14 protein-coding genes and 1 pseudogene are annotated in these 16,429 nt (G+C 36.2%); 5 read left to right on the top strand and 10 right to left on the bottom strand.

The annotated features are described in order from the left end of the window. Positions 1-140: 140 nt before the first annotated feature. The 6 genes from deoC to HNR27_RS01590 form a co-directional block, all read right to left on the bottom strand. Positions 141-812 (bottom strand): deoxyribose-phosphate aldolase, encoded by a 672-nt coding sequence (gene deoC / locus HNR27_RS01615; protein WP_212920494.1) that lies wholly within the window; start codon positions 810-812, stop codon positions 141-143. A 34-nt stretch (positions 813-846) separates the two neighbouring features. Further along, entirely contained in the window at positions 847-1,878 is a 1,032-nt protein-coding gene (locus HNR27_RS01610) for a zinc-binding dehydrogenase (protein ID WP_212920493.1), read from the bottom strand. Between the two features lie 72 nt (positions 1,879-1,950). Next, entirely contained in the window at positions 1,951-3,210 is a 1,260-nt protein-coding gene (locus HNR27_RS01605) for a galactitol-specific PTS transporter subunit IIC (protein WP_212920492.1), read from the bottom strand. Positions 3,211-3,312: 102 nt separating this feature from the next. Next, entirely contained in the window at positions 3,313-3,597 is a 285-nt protein-coding gene (locus tag HNR27_RS01600) for a PTS sugar transporter subunit IIB (protein ID WP_212920491.1), read from the bottom strand. Next, positions 3,597-4,085, bottom strand: coding sequence for a PTS sugar transporter subunit IIA (locus HNR27_RS01595; protein ID WP_212920490.1), 489 nt, complete (start codon positions 4,083-4,085; stop codon positions 3,597-3,599). Before HNR27_RS01595 ends, HNR27_RS01600 begins: the two co-directional genes overlap by 1 nt. Before the next feature lie 33 nt (positions 4,086-4,118). Continuing rightward, positions 4,119-6,182, bottom strand: coding sequence for a BglG family transcription antiterminator (locus HNR27_RS01590; RefSeq protein WP_212920489.1), 2,064 nt, complete (start codon positions 6,180-6,182; stop codon positions 4,119-4,121). Positions 6,183-6,427: 245 nt separating this feature from the next. Here HNR27_RS01590 and tkt point away from each other — a divergent pair, with 245 nt between their 5' ends. Beyond that, positions 6,428-8,428, top strand: a complete 2,001-nt coding sequence (gene tkt / locus HNR27_RS01585; protein WP_429338524.1) for a transketolase — start codon at positions 6,428-6,430, stop codon at positions 8,426-8,428. A gap of 150 nt (positions 8,429-8,578) precedes the next feature. On the opposite strand, the gene HNR27_RS01580 is transcribed toward tkt, so the two are convergent. The 4 genes and pseudogenes from HNR27_RS01580 to HNR27_RS01565 form a co-directional block, all read right to left on the bottom strand. Next, a complete protein-coding gene (locus HNR27_RS01580; RefSeq protein WP_429338827.1) occupies positions 8,579-9,355 on the bottom strand; it encodes an aldo/keto reductase in 777 nt (258 codons plus the stop codon). A gap of 380 nt (positions 9,356-9,735) precedes the next feature. Next, on the bottom strand, positions 9,736-9,858 hold the full coding sequence (locus tag HNR27_RS01575) for a hypothetical protein (RefSeq protein WP_429338523.1): 123 nt from the start codon (positions 9,856-9,858) through the stop codon (positions 9,736-9,738). Beyond that, a pseudogene (locus HNR27_RS01570) lies at positions 9,858-10,060 on the bottom strand (helix-turn-helix transcriptional regulator). The gene HNR27_RS01575 and the pseudogene HNR27_RS01570 overlap by 1 nt, the downstream one beginning before the upstream one ends. A gap of 254 nt (positions 10,061-10,314) precedes the next feature. Further along, positions 10,315-11,061 (bottom strand): hypothetical protein, encoded by a 747-nt coding sequence (locus HNR27_RS01565; protein WP_429338522.1) that lies wholly within the window; start codon positions 11,059-11,061, stop codon positions 10,315-10,317. 237 nt (positions 11,062-11,298) lie between these two features. Between HNR27_RS01565 and HNR27_RS01560 the strand changes: the two genes are divergently transcribed. The 4 genes from HNR27_RS01560 (at position 11,299) to HNR27_RS01545 (ending at position 16,421) form a co-directional block, all read left to right on the top strand. Beyond that, entirely contained in the window at positions 11,299-13,080 is a 1,782-nt protein-coding gene (locus HNR27_RS01560; protein ID WP_429338826.1) for a methyl-accepting chemotaxis protein, read from the top strand. Positions 13,081-13,563: 483 nt separating this feature from the next. Continuing rightward, on the top strand, positions 13,564-15,696 hold the full coding sequence (locus tag HNR27_RS01555; protein ID WP_429338521.1) for a BglG family transcription antiterminator: 2,133 nt from the start codon (positions 13,564-13,566) through the stop codon (positions 15,694-15,696). Between the two features lie 12 nt (positions 15,697-15,708). Beyond that, complete coding sequence (locus HNR27_RS01550; protein WP_212920484.1) at positions 15,709-16,155, top strand: PTS sugar transporter subunit IIA; 447 nt, start codon at positions 15,709-15,711, stop codon at positions 16,153-16,155. Then, positions 16,152-16,421: a PTS sugar transporter subunit IIB gene (locus HNR27_RS01545; RefSeq protein WP_212920483.1), complete on the top strand. Its 270-nt coding sequence runs from the start codon at positions 16,152-16,154 to the stop codon at positions 16,419-16,421. The genes HNR27_RS01550 and HNR27_RS01545 overlap by 4 nt, the downstream gene beginning before the upstream one ends. The last annotated feature ends 8 nt before the right edge of the window (positions 16,422-16,429 follow it).

Raw genomic sequence — 16,429 nt, 5'->3', positions numbered from 1 at the left:
GACTAATACCTCGTAAAGGTCCTAACATAAAGTCTAAAAGAGCATCTACCATGGTTGTTCACTTTCCTTCCATAATTTTCATTATTCCTTGTTATATGACAAGATTTCAGATAAAAATGGGGAAATATCTGGCACTTCATTTAGTAAGATGATGTCGATACTCCACCGTTAATGATTGCAGTGGCACCACTTGCGCCAATGCGGGTTGCACCGGCTTTGACAATTTTTACAGCATCCTCATAGGTTTTAATACCACCTGCTGCCTTTACACCAAGTTTATCTCCAGCGACAGAGTGAAGTAGTTTTACATCTTTTTCAGTCGCACCACCACCATTAAATCCTGTAGCAGTCTTTACAAAGTCAGCTCCAGCCTCCATAATTAACTCCGTAGCTTTTACTTTTTCATCATCCGATAATAAGGCTGTTTCAATGATTACCTTCGTTGTTAGTCCATTAGCTGCTTTCACAACTGCAGCTATATCATCACGTACAACATCATATTCACCAGATTTAAGTGCTCCTAAATTAATGAGCATATCAATTTCAGTTGCTCCATTTTTAATTGCTTCCTTTGTTTCTTCTACCTTTACATGTGTAGTTGCTCCACCTAGTGAGAATCCGATTGGAACCCCTACCTTAATACCATGTGAAGACAATAAACGATGAGCATAAGAAACATAATATGGGTTAACAAATACTGTTTTAAATCCATATTCAATTGTTTCTTCACAAAATAGCTTAATATCTTCTTTCGTTGCTGTTGGTTTTAACAATGTATAATCAATAATGGAAATTAATTCTTCTTTATTCATTCTGACTGCCCCCCCCGTTAAAATAGAGATTCTATTATTCTACTGGTGTTAATAAAACTTTAATAGCCTCACCGCTTTTAATTGCTTCATATGCCTTATCCCATTCAGTAATATCAAAGATATGCGTTACAAGAGCTTTGGCATTTACTTTTCCTTCATCCATCAATGCTAAAGAAGGCTCCCAGTCAGCAGGTCTTTGACTTCTACTACCTACCACACGAATCTCCTTTTGAATGATTTTGTCCAAATCAAATTCAACCATTGGTTTAGCAAAGAGTCCGACCTGTGCATATTGTCCTTTTTTACGCAAAAGGCCTAGTGCTTGATTCGCTGCTGGAACGGCACCTGAGCATTCAAGTACAACATCTACTCCATAACCATTTGTTAATTTGTTTACTAGTTCTGATAGATCTTGCTCCTGTGTATTGACTGTATAATCAATACCAACTTCCTTTGCTTTATCTAGGCGTACCTTATCATTTGATAAACCCGTAATAATTACAGTTGCACCATGACTTTTAGCTACTTGTGCAGCTAGAAGTCCAATTGGACCAGGACCAGTTACTAAAACGACATCCCCCTGATTTATATCTGTTTTTGCAACTGCATGGTGTGTACATGCTAAAGGCTCAGTCATTGCAGCAGATTGATAATCAACATTTTCCGGTAAATGGTGGACGCTTTCTTTCCGAGCAATTAAATACTTTGCAAAGCCACCATCTTGTTGGGAACCAAGTCCTTTACGATGGTTACAAAGATTATAATCACCAGATTGGCAATAGTTACATTCTCCACAAATATAAAAAGTTGTTTCTGAAGTAACGCGATCACCCACTTTAAACTCGGTTACATTCTCGCCAACTTCTACAACCACACCAGAAAATTCATGGCCTAAAGTCACTGGAACAGCAACTTTATAATGTCCTTCATAGGTATGGATATCAGAACCACAAATCCCTGCATATTTCACTTCAATCTTTACCTGGTCTGGACCAGATGTTGGTACAGGTTTATCTTGTACCTCAAGATGACCAAATCCTAATTCTGTTTTGACTAATGATTTCATTGATGTCTCCTCCTTTAGAAACTAGGTCCAAATAATTTAGTGGGACTAACCAGTTAGCCCCACTCTTCATTATTAATTAAATAAATCGAATACTCTCCAGATTACCCAGTTAATCAGGTTACCACCTTGGTCAATACTTGAAACCATTGCTGAGCCTTCTGGTAATTTAATACTTGCCTCTGTAGCCATTTGTGAAAACACTGGGGCAATATCAGTAGCCATATAAAGAGATAAAGCAATCATAATGGTACCAACAATAACAGAGTGAATAATATTACCACGAGCAGCACCAACGATAAAAGCGATTACAAATGGAATTGTTGCTAAGTCACCGAATGGCAAAACATTATTACCAGGTAAGATTACTGCAATTAAAACTGTAATCGGTGTCAAAATTAGTGCTGTAGCGATTACTGAGGGATGTCCTAATAGTACAGCTGCATCTAGACCGATAGTAATATCACTATCTCCAAACTTCTTATTTAACCAGTTACGTGCTGATTCTGATACTGGCATTAAGCCCTCCATCAAAATCTTAACCATACGTGGCATCAAAATCATTACAGCAGCCATTGACATACCAATATTAATGATCTTACCAAAATCATAACCAGCTAATGCACCGATAGCAGCACCCAGTATTAGTCCGATTACCATAGAATCCCCAAACACACCAAAACGCTTCTGAATCGAATCTGCATCTGCTTTTAAATTCTTAAGACCTGGAATTCTTTGAATACCTTTTACTAAAAAAATGAAAGGAGCATAAGATATTGTACTTCCTGTCGCAACAGATACACCAGGCATTTCATAGAAATCACGAACCATTGGTGTCGTCCAGTCTGCAATTTTCAAACATACAATTTGGAAAAGAACAGCAGCAATTAAGCCTTGAATAATACTTCCAGAGATGGCATAAATAACAGCTGCCATAAATGTATAATGCCAGTAGTTCCAAATATCAACATTCATTACTCTCGTTGTCTTTGTTAAAAGCATGACAACGTTAACCACTAATCCTAGTGGAATTATAAATGCAGCTACAACAGAAGCCCACGCAATGGAAGATGTTGCAGGCCAACCCACATCAATCACATTCAATTCCACTCCTAGACGATCAACCATACCTTGAGCAGCTGGGCCTAAGTTAGTCGTTAACAAATCAATAACTAAGAAAATACCAACAAAAGCTACCCCAATTGTTAAGCCTGAACGGAATGCTTTCCCTGGCTTTTGTCCAAAGAATAAACCAAGTAAGAATATTGCGACAGGCAGAATTACAGTTGCACCTAATGCTAGAAATCCTTGTATAAAATCAACAAATGATTGCATTCTTTTTCCTCCTAATGAAGAGAGATTTTAGATTGTCCCAAACGAAGGTCAGACTAAAGGAATTTAGGCCGACCTCTATTCTTTAGGACCACCAAACCCGCATTACTTTTTAAGTTCATCCAAGATTTGTTTTTTTGTATCTTCAATACCAATACCAGTTAAGAAATTACGTGCATTTATTACCGGGAATGGATATTCAGTTTTTGTCATAGCAGTTGTAACTAATAAGTCTGCAGTATCTAAATAACTATTAACCTCTGCAATTTTAATTTGAACTAGATTCACATCAATATTATGTTCCTTAGCCATTTCTTCAATTGCACTGTTTACAATAGTAGAAGTAGCAATACCTGCACCACAAGCTACTAAAACGGTCTTTTTAGCCATTATCTTTCACCTCCTTCATATGCTGCTAAGTCTAATTTCTCTTCTAATAGTTTTTTTATATTCGTTTTACTTGTTTCATTAGCAATCGTTGTTAATGTTTGTTCATCCTGGAAAATCTGCATCAGTTTTTGTAACAATGTTAGCTGTGAATGCGCTTCATTCATTGCCAACATAAAAATAATCTGTACTGGAGTTGTTTCTTGATCGTCTCCCATGATGACAAAATCAACTGGTTGTTTTAGTACAGCTACACTGATGGTTTTTTGATTCACATGCTCTACATCCGTATGTGGAATTGCTACAGAAACTCCAGCAGTAGGAAGGCCTGTTGCAAACTCACTTTCACGTTTTAAAATTGCTGGAATAAAGCTCTCCTTCACTAAGCCTTTATCCACTAGATTTTTTGCAACAATTTCTAATACGGATTCCTTTGTATCTGCTTCAACATCTAATAGAATTACAGATTCATCAAATATTAAGTCACTCATCGTTGTCACTCCCACTTCCTTTTGCCAATTAGTTCAATCCTTGGAATAGTGTTGAATGATCTCAACTATTTCTTGAACTGAATTGGCGTTAATTAATTTATTACATTCCTTCTCAGAACCAACCAAATTCATGAGTTGCATTAAAGCATGAATATGCTGTTGCTTGTCCACCGCTGAAATAGCAATTATTAAATAGATGTCATAATCATTCGTATAGGAAACACCATCCCGGATTCTAAGAAAGCTCATTCCAACCTGCTTAGCACCATCATCTGGAGCAGCATGCGGAATAGCAACACCAGGTGCAATTACAATATAAGAGTCTTCCTCACAATAGCGGAGCATTGCATCAACATATCGAGGTTCTATAATCCCTTTTTTCAACAGCGGATTTGCACCTAAACGAATAGCTGTTTCCCATGAATCTACCGAATCAACTAGAGTAATAGTATCCGGATTGATTAAATCTTCTAAATTCAAATCATTCCCAACGTAATGATGTGTAACAAATTTCCCATTTTCATTTAAATCCAAGTACTGTACTAAAGACTGCTTTAATTCCGCTTCCTGATGAATCGTCGCATAGTTAGCAATTAACTCCAATAAGTAATCAATATTAACACTTTCAGGAACATAGCCATGAATACCAAGCATGACCTGTTTCCGAAGACGATATTTTTCTTCTTTTCCTAGAAAAGCCTTTGTCACAAATAGTTTCTTATTTGTCTCCAAATTTATCGGGGAAAAGATAACATCATATTCTAAAGGATATTTTAAGAACTCTCGCACCGATAAAAAATCAAGAAAAATAAACTCAGGAAACAATTCTCTCAGCTCATTAAACATAAGCCTTGATACAGAAATGCCTTGTGGACAAACGACAACAGCCTTTACTTTTTTATCAATGCTTTCCCCTTGACGATCCATCCATCCGCCAATAAGCATTGTTATGAAAGCAATTTCATTATCAGGTATCTCTGAACCTATCAATTCACGAAGTGGTCCAATTGAACGTTTTACTAAATGGTGTAGCTCCTTGAACTCTCTACTTAGAGAACCTTGAAAAAGGATGGTATCTGTAAGATGATACTTAATTCGATAATAAGCTGGCTTCAAATGCTGTAATAGCTTATCTAACAGTTGATCTCGATCCCGCAAATAAACACAAGCACTCTTTTCAAAATGCCTTAGCATATTATCGATTGCAGGTAAGAGGTTCGTCATCAGATCATCTTCCAATATTTCTGATGAAAAAATGTTTGTCGTGAGAATATGAAGCGTTATGAATAAGCGATCCGATAACGGGATGTCTTCCATATCGTATAAAAGCTCTTCGGTCGCCTTATATTCTTTAGTATTTGAAAGCTCCTCATATTCAATTGAAAATGCTTCCATTTGATGGCCCTTTTTAATTCGTCTTAACAGTAAGATCAAGACGTATGGCATCATATCATGCTTCTCATCGGTGAATTTTAGGTTGAGTTGATTTTCAACCTTTTCCACACGCAACTTGAATTCATTTAATTCATCAGCTTTTATATTGGCTATCTTCTGTAACCAGCTTTCCCCACCACGTAATTGCAGGATTTGAAATGTCATATACATAAGCAGTTTTCGAATTTGGAATTCCTTTCCTTCAAGTACATATCCAAATTTTCTCGAATAACGAATCACTATATTGTATTCGTGCACATAGGTCTGTGCCTGCTTTAGATCATTTAGAACGGTGTTTTTACTCACATCCAATTCATACGTAAAATGATTAAGTGACAATTCTTCCTCTGAACTTAGAAGCATCATTAGAATAAAGTGCACTCTTTCATCTTCCCTCAAAATTGTTCGATTGACTTTCTTAGAAATCGCTTCCCAATTTCCACAGAGCTTTGTTAATATAGCTTGATCAATTACAAAATGACCTTGTCTTGTTCTTTCAATTGCCGGGAGATCATGACCCTTCAGCCATTCATTTATTTTTGTAATGCCGTACCCGAGTTGCCTTCGGGTTAAGCTATATTTCCTTTCAAGCTCCATGCTTGTCATACTAGGATAACTCATTAAGTCATCTAAGATTCTTTTATATCGATCACTTAGTATCACTTCTATCTCCCCTTGACATGTATTATTGTAGCACCTATTATACACGTTTTGTATCCGTTTTCATCCCAATTTACCGAACAATCTTTGTACAATATTGTGATTTACAATATTAATCAAAGTATTTACATTAATTATTCACAGTTTTGTACAACATAGGACTTGTTATTCGACATATTTCGTTTTACTATTTGATTATGAAAGCAATTTCATAAAAACTAGTAAATTAACAAAGGAGATTATTAGATATGGCTAATACTATTGAACAACAATCAATCAATACAATCCGTACACTATCCATAGACGCTATTGAAAAGGCAAACTCTGGTCATCCTGGATTACCAATGGGGGCTGCACCAATGGCATATACACTTTGGACAGATTTCATGAAGCACAATCCGAAAAATTCCAAATGGTTTAATCGCGACCGTTTTATTCTTTCGGCTGGTCATGGCTCTATGCTACTGTATAGTCTTCTCCACCTGTCTGGATATCAAGTATCGATTGAAGATATTAAGTCTTTCAGACAATGGGGCTCTAAAACTCCTGGACATCCTGAAGTGAATCACACGGATGGTGTAGAAGCTACAACTGGACCTCTTGGGCAAGGAATTGCAATGGCAGTAGGAATGGCAATGGCAGAACGTCATCTCGCCACTAAGTATAATAGAGAAGATTTTAATATTATTGATCATTTCACCTATGCTTTAGTTGGGGATGGTGACCTAATGGAAGGTATCTCTCATGAAGCAGCCTCTCTCGCAGGACATCTAGGTCTTGGTAAAATCGTAGTATTATATGATTCAAATGATATTTCACTAGACGGTGATTTAAACCGTTCCTTCTCTGAAAATATTCAAGAACGCTTCCAATCCTATGGCTGGCAAACCCTATTTGTGGAAGATGGAACTAACATAACAAAAATTAGAAAGGCTATCCAAGCAGCTCAAGAAAATACAGAGCAACCAACATTAATTGAAGTCAAAACTGTAATTGGTTATGGTTCACCAAATAAGTCTGCATCTGCTGCTTCACATGGTGCACCACTTGGGACCGATGAAGTAAAACTCACGAAAGAATTTTATGGTTGGCAACATAAGCCATTCGAAGTTCCAGAAGAGGTATATGCTGATTTTAACGAGAAGGTTATCGTTGCAGGTGAAAAAGAAGAGGCTAGCTGGAACAATTTATTTGCTAACTACGAAGAAAAATACCCAGAGACTGCTAGAGAACTAAAAGGCATTATAAATGGGGAGCTACCTGAAGGCTGGGAAAAATCTTTACCGGTATTTGAGCCTGGTGTCGATAAGCTTGCAACACGAGATGCTTCTGGTAAAGTCATCAACCAAATTGCTAATACAGTCTCAAACTTCATAGGTGGAAGTGCTGACCTAGCAGGTTCAAACAAGACAACTATTAATAATGAAAAAGACTTCTCTCGTCATGACTATACAGGCCGAAATATTTGGTTTGGTGTACGTGAATTTGCAATGGGGGCTGCCTTAAATGGGATGGCACTTCATGGAGGACTAAAGGTATTCGGTGGTACATTCTTCGTATTTAATGACTATTTACGTCCAGCAATACGTTTAGCGGCTTTAATGAATCAACCAGTGACTTATGTACTTACTCACGATTCAATTGCAGTCGGTGAAGATGGTCCAACCCATGAACCAATTGAACATTTGGCAGCGTTACGTGCAATGCCTGGACTTTCAGTGATCCGCCCAGCTGATGCAAATGAAACAGCTGCTGCCTGGCGTTTAGCAGTCGAATCAACTGATACACCGACTGCGTTAGTTCTTACAAGACAAGCACTTCCTACTTTAGAAGGGACGAAAGAACATGCTTATCAGGGCGTGAAAAAAGGTGCCTACATTATTAGCAATTCAGAAAAGGAAGTACCCGATGCTATTCTATTAGCAACTGGTTCAGAAGTTCCTTTAGCTATGCAGGCACAGGATGCACTAAAGGAAAAAGGGATTGATGTACGAGTAGTTAGCATGCCATCTTGGGATCGTTTTGAAGCGCAAGATCAAGCATATAAGAACAGTATCCTCCCAACGGAAGTTAAAGCACGAATTGCCATTGAAATGGGATCTACGTTTGGTTGGGAGCGCTATGTTGGTCTAGAAGGCAAAGTATTAGGTATTGATCGTTTCGGTGCATCAGCTCCTGGTGAAAAAATAATTGAGGAATATGGATTTACAGTAGAAAATGTCGTGAAAACTGTAGAAGCAATCTTATAACGTTATAAGAGGTTCTCATTATATTAGAAAATCCCAAGAATCGTTCATGTTCATTCTTGGGATTTTTTATTTTATTCTAATAACTATTTTTTCATATCTACATACCATTCTAATCAGGAGTTATGTACAACTCTCCCCTGAAACAAGCACCTAAAAATCATCTGGATTTGATCCACTACGATCATTTATATTCAAGCCGTCAATTTTTTTCATATCTTCGTCTGATAAGACAAAGTCAAAAATAGTTGCATTCTCTTTAATACGTTCTGCACTGGTCGATTTCGGAATGGTAATTACATTATGTTGTATATTCCAGCGAAGGATTACCTGAGCTGGTGATTTACCATATTTTTGTCCGACTTCAATTAATGTAGGTTCTGTTAATAATTTTCCACGCTTTAACGGTGACCATGACTCAAGTTGAATATTTTCTCTTTCACAATAATTTTTTAGCTCTTTTTGTGTTAGATGGGGATGATATTCAACCTGGTTAATTACCGGCTTCACAGAACAGTCCTTTAGAAGGCTCTCTAAATGATGTACATGGAAATTACTTACACCAATTGCCCGTACTCTTCCCTCTTTATATAATTTTTCTAATGCTAGATAAGTTTCTATATATTTTCCACTTACTGGCCAGTGAACCAAATATAAATCCAAATAATCCAAACCTAGCTTTTCGATACTTTGCTCAAATGCTCTAAGTGTCGATTCATATCCTTGCTCGTCATTCCAAACCTTTGAAGTAATAAAAATTTCCTCACGCGGAATGCCAGACTCCCGAACGCCTTGGCCAACACCACGTTCATTATTATAGAAGGAAGCAGTATCTATACTTCGGTAACCAACTTCAATTGCAGTGCGAACAGCTCGAATAACTGTATCTCCCTCGTCTACCTTATAAACACCAAGGCCAAATCCTGGCATTTCAATACCATTGTTTAATACTACCTTATCAGATAAGCTTGTAATCAATTTAAATTCCTCCTATGATCTTATCTATAAAAGCTTTTACTTCCTTGCCATTGAATATATGGTGACATAGACCCCCTAACCGCTTATTGTTAAAGGTATTTCTCCTTCAAAAAAGTAATGTTTAAAAAGAGAATAGCAAATTATAGCTAATAACCTCTCCTTATTTTGGCATCATACTAAATATAAAACTAAGTTGTATAAAAAATAGCAAAATACCTATCCTCACGATACTAATTATCTGTGAATTTCCAGTGAAAGCAGAATAAAACATTAATCCAAACAATCAAATAATCAACCTAAGATTTACCAGCCTATGTAGCTTAATAGACCTTTTAATATGACAAATCTTTTCCCGTCATTAATAAATTTGCCGAAACTGTTTGAGTGTTATAGCCGAAAATTAGTTTGTGTAATGCATATACACTCATTAGTGTATAAATTACAATCATTTTCATTACAATTCCACCTCATTAAAAATGAAATTTTTTTCAATTGGCTCTTGAAATACATTAGCAATTTTTACCGCTATCAATTAGGATGGCATATATTCATTTCTTCAATTAAACTAACCGTTTGCCTAGAAATTTTCGCTCTCTTGGCTAGCTCTGTTTGATTCAATCCATCTCTTGCTCTTAGTTCTTTTAGTCGGTTCTTCACTCTATCACCTCACAGCCATTGTAAATGATAGTTTTAGTCAATAATTCATAAAGAGTTGATACATATTTAACTTGTCAGATATGCATCAACTCTTTATTTTTAAACGATCACAGTGTTAGCAAAATTAACGCTTTTAATTAAAAATACAAGTATTATAGTTATTTTCAAGACATAAACTGCATCTGCTTTTTCTCCAGCACATTTGCTTAATAATAAAAAAATAGCCCCCACATTCCGTAGCGGCTATAATGATTTTACTTCTTAGTAAAATCAACTTCGTTTAATCCACTAATACCAATCTGTTGACCATCTTCCAAGGTGACAGTTATTTGTTTTACTCCCATTTCACCTGTTGCATCTAGTATTTCATTTGTAGTTGGAACTCCAAGATTATTATATATGAAGAAATTTCCCGATCCACTAGGTGTTGTAACATTATATCTCCCTGCTTTAATATCTAGTCCAACTATCCATGTACCTGTTGTTAGCTTGTTAGATAACTTAGTCTTCGCAGGAGTAAAGGTTACAGCGTTAAGTCCGGATATTTCAATTTCTTGTCCATCTTTTATGTCTGTCGTAACATTCGGTACACCCATATCAGCACTTTTATCGAGAATTTCATTTACTACTGGCAAACCATCCTCATCATAGACAAATAAATTTCCTGTACCCTCACCCGTTATCACATAACGACCTGCTGGAATATCAGTACCCACTGTAAATTTTCCGGCATTAAGTGTAGTCTCCTTTGCTGACGAATTATCACGCTTTGCTGCCGCAGATTCTTCCTTTGTGGTATCATTATCTTCATTTTTTCTATTATTGTCTTTTGTCTTATTGTTAGTATCATTAGTAGTTTCTTCTGTTCCAGTATTGGTAGTATCCTTATTATCTTCGTCATTCCGACCGGCACTAAATATGATAATGAGTAGTACAATAACCACAATTAACCAAAACCACCATCTCTTATAAAACGGTGCTTTATTCTCATCATTAGCCAATTCTATTCCTCCTTTTTATTTTAGTATGGATGTTTTTTTTATTGTTATTACATTAAATATTGTCACGAAATAAATTGTTAGATAGTTATTATTTAACAAAATAGTAGTTATTTACTAAATAATCATTTAATTATATATCGTTTATAGGTATAATGTTCTAAAGAAGTAAAAAAATTGTCGAATTATAAGTTGAAGTTGAGTTAGTTTACTATGCGAAAGGAGATGATTGAAGTGAAAATGCTAACTCAAATAAGATTTAAACTTCCTTTTATGATGGCTTTGTTACTAATTATTCCAATGTCAATTGTCGGCTTACTTAGCTTTAGCCAGACGAAAGTACTAGAGCAGGCTGTCATCAACAAAGAGGTAATGGAAAATATTGGAGGGAAATTTAAGAAGGTTTTTCTTGAGTATGAGAAAATTATCACGGATATTGCTGCTATGGAAGAGTTGGATTATCAATCCTATACCTATAGTAACGATAAAAAAGATGATATAGTAAATATGCCGAATATTAATGACCCAGTGAAGACAGCCTTCTATGAAGCGTTTTTAAAAAACATCGAAAAGCAATATGATTACTTATTGAATACATATTTTGCAACATTAGAAGGTGAATTTTATCTTTCTAATATACCTCCTGTTGAAGTTGATTTGTCAGAGTTTGATCCAAGACAGCGGGAATGGTACATGAATGCAGAGGCAGCTGATGGTGATATCATTTGGACTGAGCCATACATGGACACCGGCACTGGAAAATCAACCATTACTTTGGCAAAAGCAATGGTTGATGAAAATGGAAAGATTGTTGGAGTTGTCGGTTTAGACTTTGATATGCAAAAGCTGGCACGTTTAGTTCGGATGCAAATTATAAAAAACACATCTATTATTGGCGGCATTTCACTTCTAATAGGAATATTTTTTGTTTATTTATTTGTTCGTCGCTTTAATCGTAGCCTAAGCAAGATCCAGCATGGAATGGAAAAACTAGCTACTGGTGATCTAAGGACTGAAATTGTCGAAACAACTAGTAAGGATGAATTAGGACAATTATCATCTAGCTATAATAAAATGCTTATAAATTTAAAGGAATTAGTTACTAACGTTATTCAGACTTCAGAACAGGTAGCAACTTCCTCTGAACAGTTAAGTGCAAATTCTGAGGAAACTTCTAAAGCTACTGACCATATTACTCGTTCCATTCAAGAGGTAACAGCTGGTACAGATGACCAGCTTTCCAAGATGAAACTATCAATGGATTTTGTGCATAGAACATTGCACGATGTTAATGCAATCCAGAAAAGCTCACAAGCTGTTTCCTTAACATCAGAAGGGAGTTCGATTCAAGCAAGGAAAGGTAGAGATATTATTCATCAAGCTGTAGAACAAATGCATGCTATAAGCGACAATACGAAGAACACATCGACTATCATTTATGATTTGGAAGCTCGTTCCAAAGAAATAGAAAAAATCCTATCAATCATTAATGATATAGCAAATCAAACAAATCTACTTTCATTAAATGCTGCAATTGAGGCAGCAAGAGCTGGTGAACATGGAAAGGGATTTGCAGTTGTTGCTGATGAGGTTCGCAAACTAGCAGAGCAGTCTAGTGAATCTACAAAACAAATTTCCCAAATCATTAATGAAATTCAACAGCGGACTGGAATGGTCGTGGATTCCATGAAAACAGGAGAAGAAGCAGTCGGTAAAGGTACGGAATTAGTGCAAACTGCTGGTGATACATTCATAAATATCTCAGACTCCATTGATGACATTGTTCAAAAAATGTGTGATGTCTCCAAAGCAATTACGCAAATTAGTATAAACACGGACGATTTAGTTACATCCATGGAGAACGTTTCGAATATATCTGAAAAGACGTCTACCTACATGCAAGAGGTAGCAGGAGCAACCGAAGAACAAACTGCCTCCATGCAAGAAGTCTCATCTGCAACAAGGCTACTAGCCGACATGGCAATAGATTTACAAAACCTTGCAGAACGATTTAAGATTTAAAGCAGTTTTATTCGGTAAACATTCTACCTCTTAATATAACTTTGTCGAAAGAGTCCATTTCAGTTAGCAAGCTGAAATGGACTCTATATTATTTTGTCGAACTTAAGTGTTCCCATGATAATTTTACATTTAATTTCAAATTAAGTATCCCGAACAACTATAGAAAGTTATTAGGGTCACATAACTTCGGGTGTATTTAGTATCCTATCAAAATCATTAGCTATTCCCAATGAATCGTCCAATTTACCCAATAGCTAGTATCTCATTTATAATTAATACCTACAGTAGTTATTCCCGTCCTTGCATTTATTCAAAATCGACTATAGACAACAAATTTGGGGAAGTCTAAGAAACCCACCCATATTGCAGTCCAATTTTGCAAATTCGGTTGTGATTGATTTGGTCTTACTCCTTAAACCATATCGGTCTATAATTTGGGTATAGGACATACTACTTATGAACTATTGAATTAGGGGGATAATAATGGATCAACGTAGTATGGCAGTTTTTAATCAGTTATTGCAAAGGGATTCATATATTTCTGTTCAAGAGCTTGCTGAAAAATTAAACGTGTCGCGACGCACCATTTATAATGATCTCGATAAAATAAATGATTGGTTAAAGGATCATGACTTACCAGAGATTCAACAGGTTAGAGCTCAAGGATTGTATTTAGATGAGCTAACAAAAAAAGAAATATTGAATAGCTACTCCTTCTCGGAAATATCATATTATGAATTTTCCCCCGATGAAAGAAAAGCTTGGATATATATCCATATTGTTGGACAGAACAAGCCCTACTTTTTAGAGGATGTTCGGGAATTATTTCAAGTTAGTCGGAATACAGCACTTGATGATATTAAGCGGTTAAAGAATGACCTAGCTGCTTATAGGCTACAGGTTACAACAGAAAGAAAAAGTGGATACCAGATAATTGGAAATGAAGATGATATTCGTAGGGTACTTATTTATTTCTTATCTCAGGTAATTCCAAAGGAAGGCTGGTATGGCCTAACTGCGGACTTAGAAAACGCTACAAAGGGTAGGAAAGACCGTGCTCTTGAGCCTTACAAAATATTTGACGTTCCACTACTAAACCTATTACGAAAACTTTTAAATGATTATGAACAGCGATATATGATAGAACTTACTGATGACATTTTAAATAGTATCGTGGTTTGGTTTCACTTTTTCATCAAACGAATCATGCAGCAGGCATTTGTTGAGGTTGATTCGATCGAAAAGGAAATTATTTGGGAAACCGATGAATACGTAGGAGCAGACTTCCTATGTAACAGTATTTCTGAAAGCCTAAACATACAGATTCCAGCAAATGAGATTTACTATTTTGCGATGTATCTTCTTAGTGCCAAAGTGAATTACAACTCTAGCCCAAAACTAAAAGGGGAAGAAAAGAAGGCTTTGCGAAATGTTGTGGAAAAAATGGTTGCCGATTTTCAATTATATGCAGCCATTGAATTTCAAAACCCTGAGCAGATGATTCAAAATCTATTGTTACATCTGAAGCCTGCTTACTACCGAATTAAGTATGGGATCGATGTTGAAAATACGTTACGAGAATCCGTAATGAATAATTATCCAGAAGTATTTCACATTACGAAAAAGGTAGTCCATCACTTTGAGGACGTCATTGGGAAGAGAATAAATGATAATGAAGTAGCCTTTATTACCATGCACTTCGGTGGATGGCTACGTAAAGAGGGAGTAACACTCGATAAAACACGAAAAAAAATGTTAATCGTCTGTACTAACGGTCTAGGTACTTCACGACTTCTAGAAAGTCAACTGGAAGGATTGATTTCCGATGTACAAATAGTCGGTGTCACCTCTTTAAGGGATTATGAAAAGATGGCTTTAAATGTTCATTTTATCGTATCGACTATTCCTCTTCCAGATAAAGGTGTACCAGTATTTGTCGTAAATCCCGTCTTAAATAATGAAGATAAAGAACAGCTCTTAAAGAGAGTAAATTCATTATTTGAAAATTCATCAAAGCAACAGATTTATTCTGTTGATACAGTAATGGATATTGTCGGGAGATATGCAAAAATTGAGGATTCAGAAGCTTTATCGAAAGAGCTTAGAAGGTATTTCTACTCACCGAAAAACACGGAAACAGAAATGATGAAGCCAAACTTAAGTGAGCTACTTCCAGAGGAACGAATTTCGTTTAAAAAACAGATTTCTAGTTGGGAAGAGGCAGTTCGCTACGCTTCTATGCCATTATTAAAAGAAGGCTTCATCAATGAAAACTATATTGAAAAGATGATTCAAAACATCATCAAGCTAGGACCGTATGTGGTTATCTCCGATAATTTCACTTTACCACATGCAAATCCGGAGGACGGTGTTCTCAAAACAGGTATGAGTATGCTACTTCTGGAGAATCCAGTTGACATGCTAGGGAAAAAGGTAAGCGCTTTTGTTATATTAGCGTCTCGAGACAATGAGCAGCATTTAAGAGCTCTACAGCAGCTAACCAAGCTACTTACCGACAAGGAACATAAAAAAATTATGATGAGCACCACGGATAGAAGTCGTATATTAAGCCTAATTCAAGCTTATTCGACTACTCAGATTAACAACAAGGAGTAGGTGTAAAAGAAAATGAAGTTTTTAGAGGAAAACATTGTTAAGGTTGGTGTGGAAGTAGCCGATGCGGAAAGCGCAATAGAAGCTGCTGGCAACCTTCTTTTTACCCAAGGACTAGTAGAAAGGTCCTATATTGAAGCTATGAAGAATTCCTTTAAAGAAAATGGGCCTTATTTTGTACTTGCGCCGCAAATCGCAATTCCACATGCAAGACCAGAAGATGGAGTAAACGAGGCTTCCGTTTCGATGGTCCAGCTAAAGAATCCAATTAAGTTTGGCCATGCATCGAATGATCCGGTGCGTCTTGTATTTGGATTAGGTGCATCTTCAAGTGATGAGCATTTAACATTACTACGAGAATTAACAAGCCTATTAAATAATCAGGAAAATGTAGAAAAACTAACAAATGCTAAAAGCTATGATGAAATTAAGAACATTTTAGAAATGGAGAGATTAGGATGAAGATATTAACAGTATGTGGATTAGGACAAGGAACTAGCTTAATTTTAAAAATGAATGTGGAGCAAGCTCTAGCATCTAAAGGAATTAGTGCTGATGTGGAACATACAGATGTTTCTACAGCATCTAGTATGTCTGCAGACTATATCATTACTAGTAACGAGCTAGCTGAAAGTCTAATTGGCCATAGCGCAAAAGTTTTCATCGTAAATAACTACTTTGATATGGATGAGATCAATAAAGCTATTGATGAAAATATCGCTGGCTAAATAAGGGG

Origin of the sequence: Ornithinibacillus bavariensis (assembly GCF_050433565.1) — a bacterium.
GTDB lineage: Bacteria > Bacillota > Bacilli > Bacillales > Amphibacillaceae > Ornithinibacillus > Ornithinibacillus bavariensis.
The sequence above is the reverse complement of the archived record's forward strand: the minus strand, read 5'-3'. Positions and strand labels throughout refer to the sequence as shown.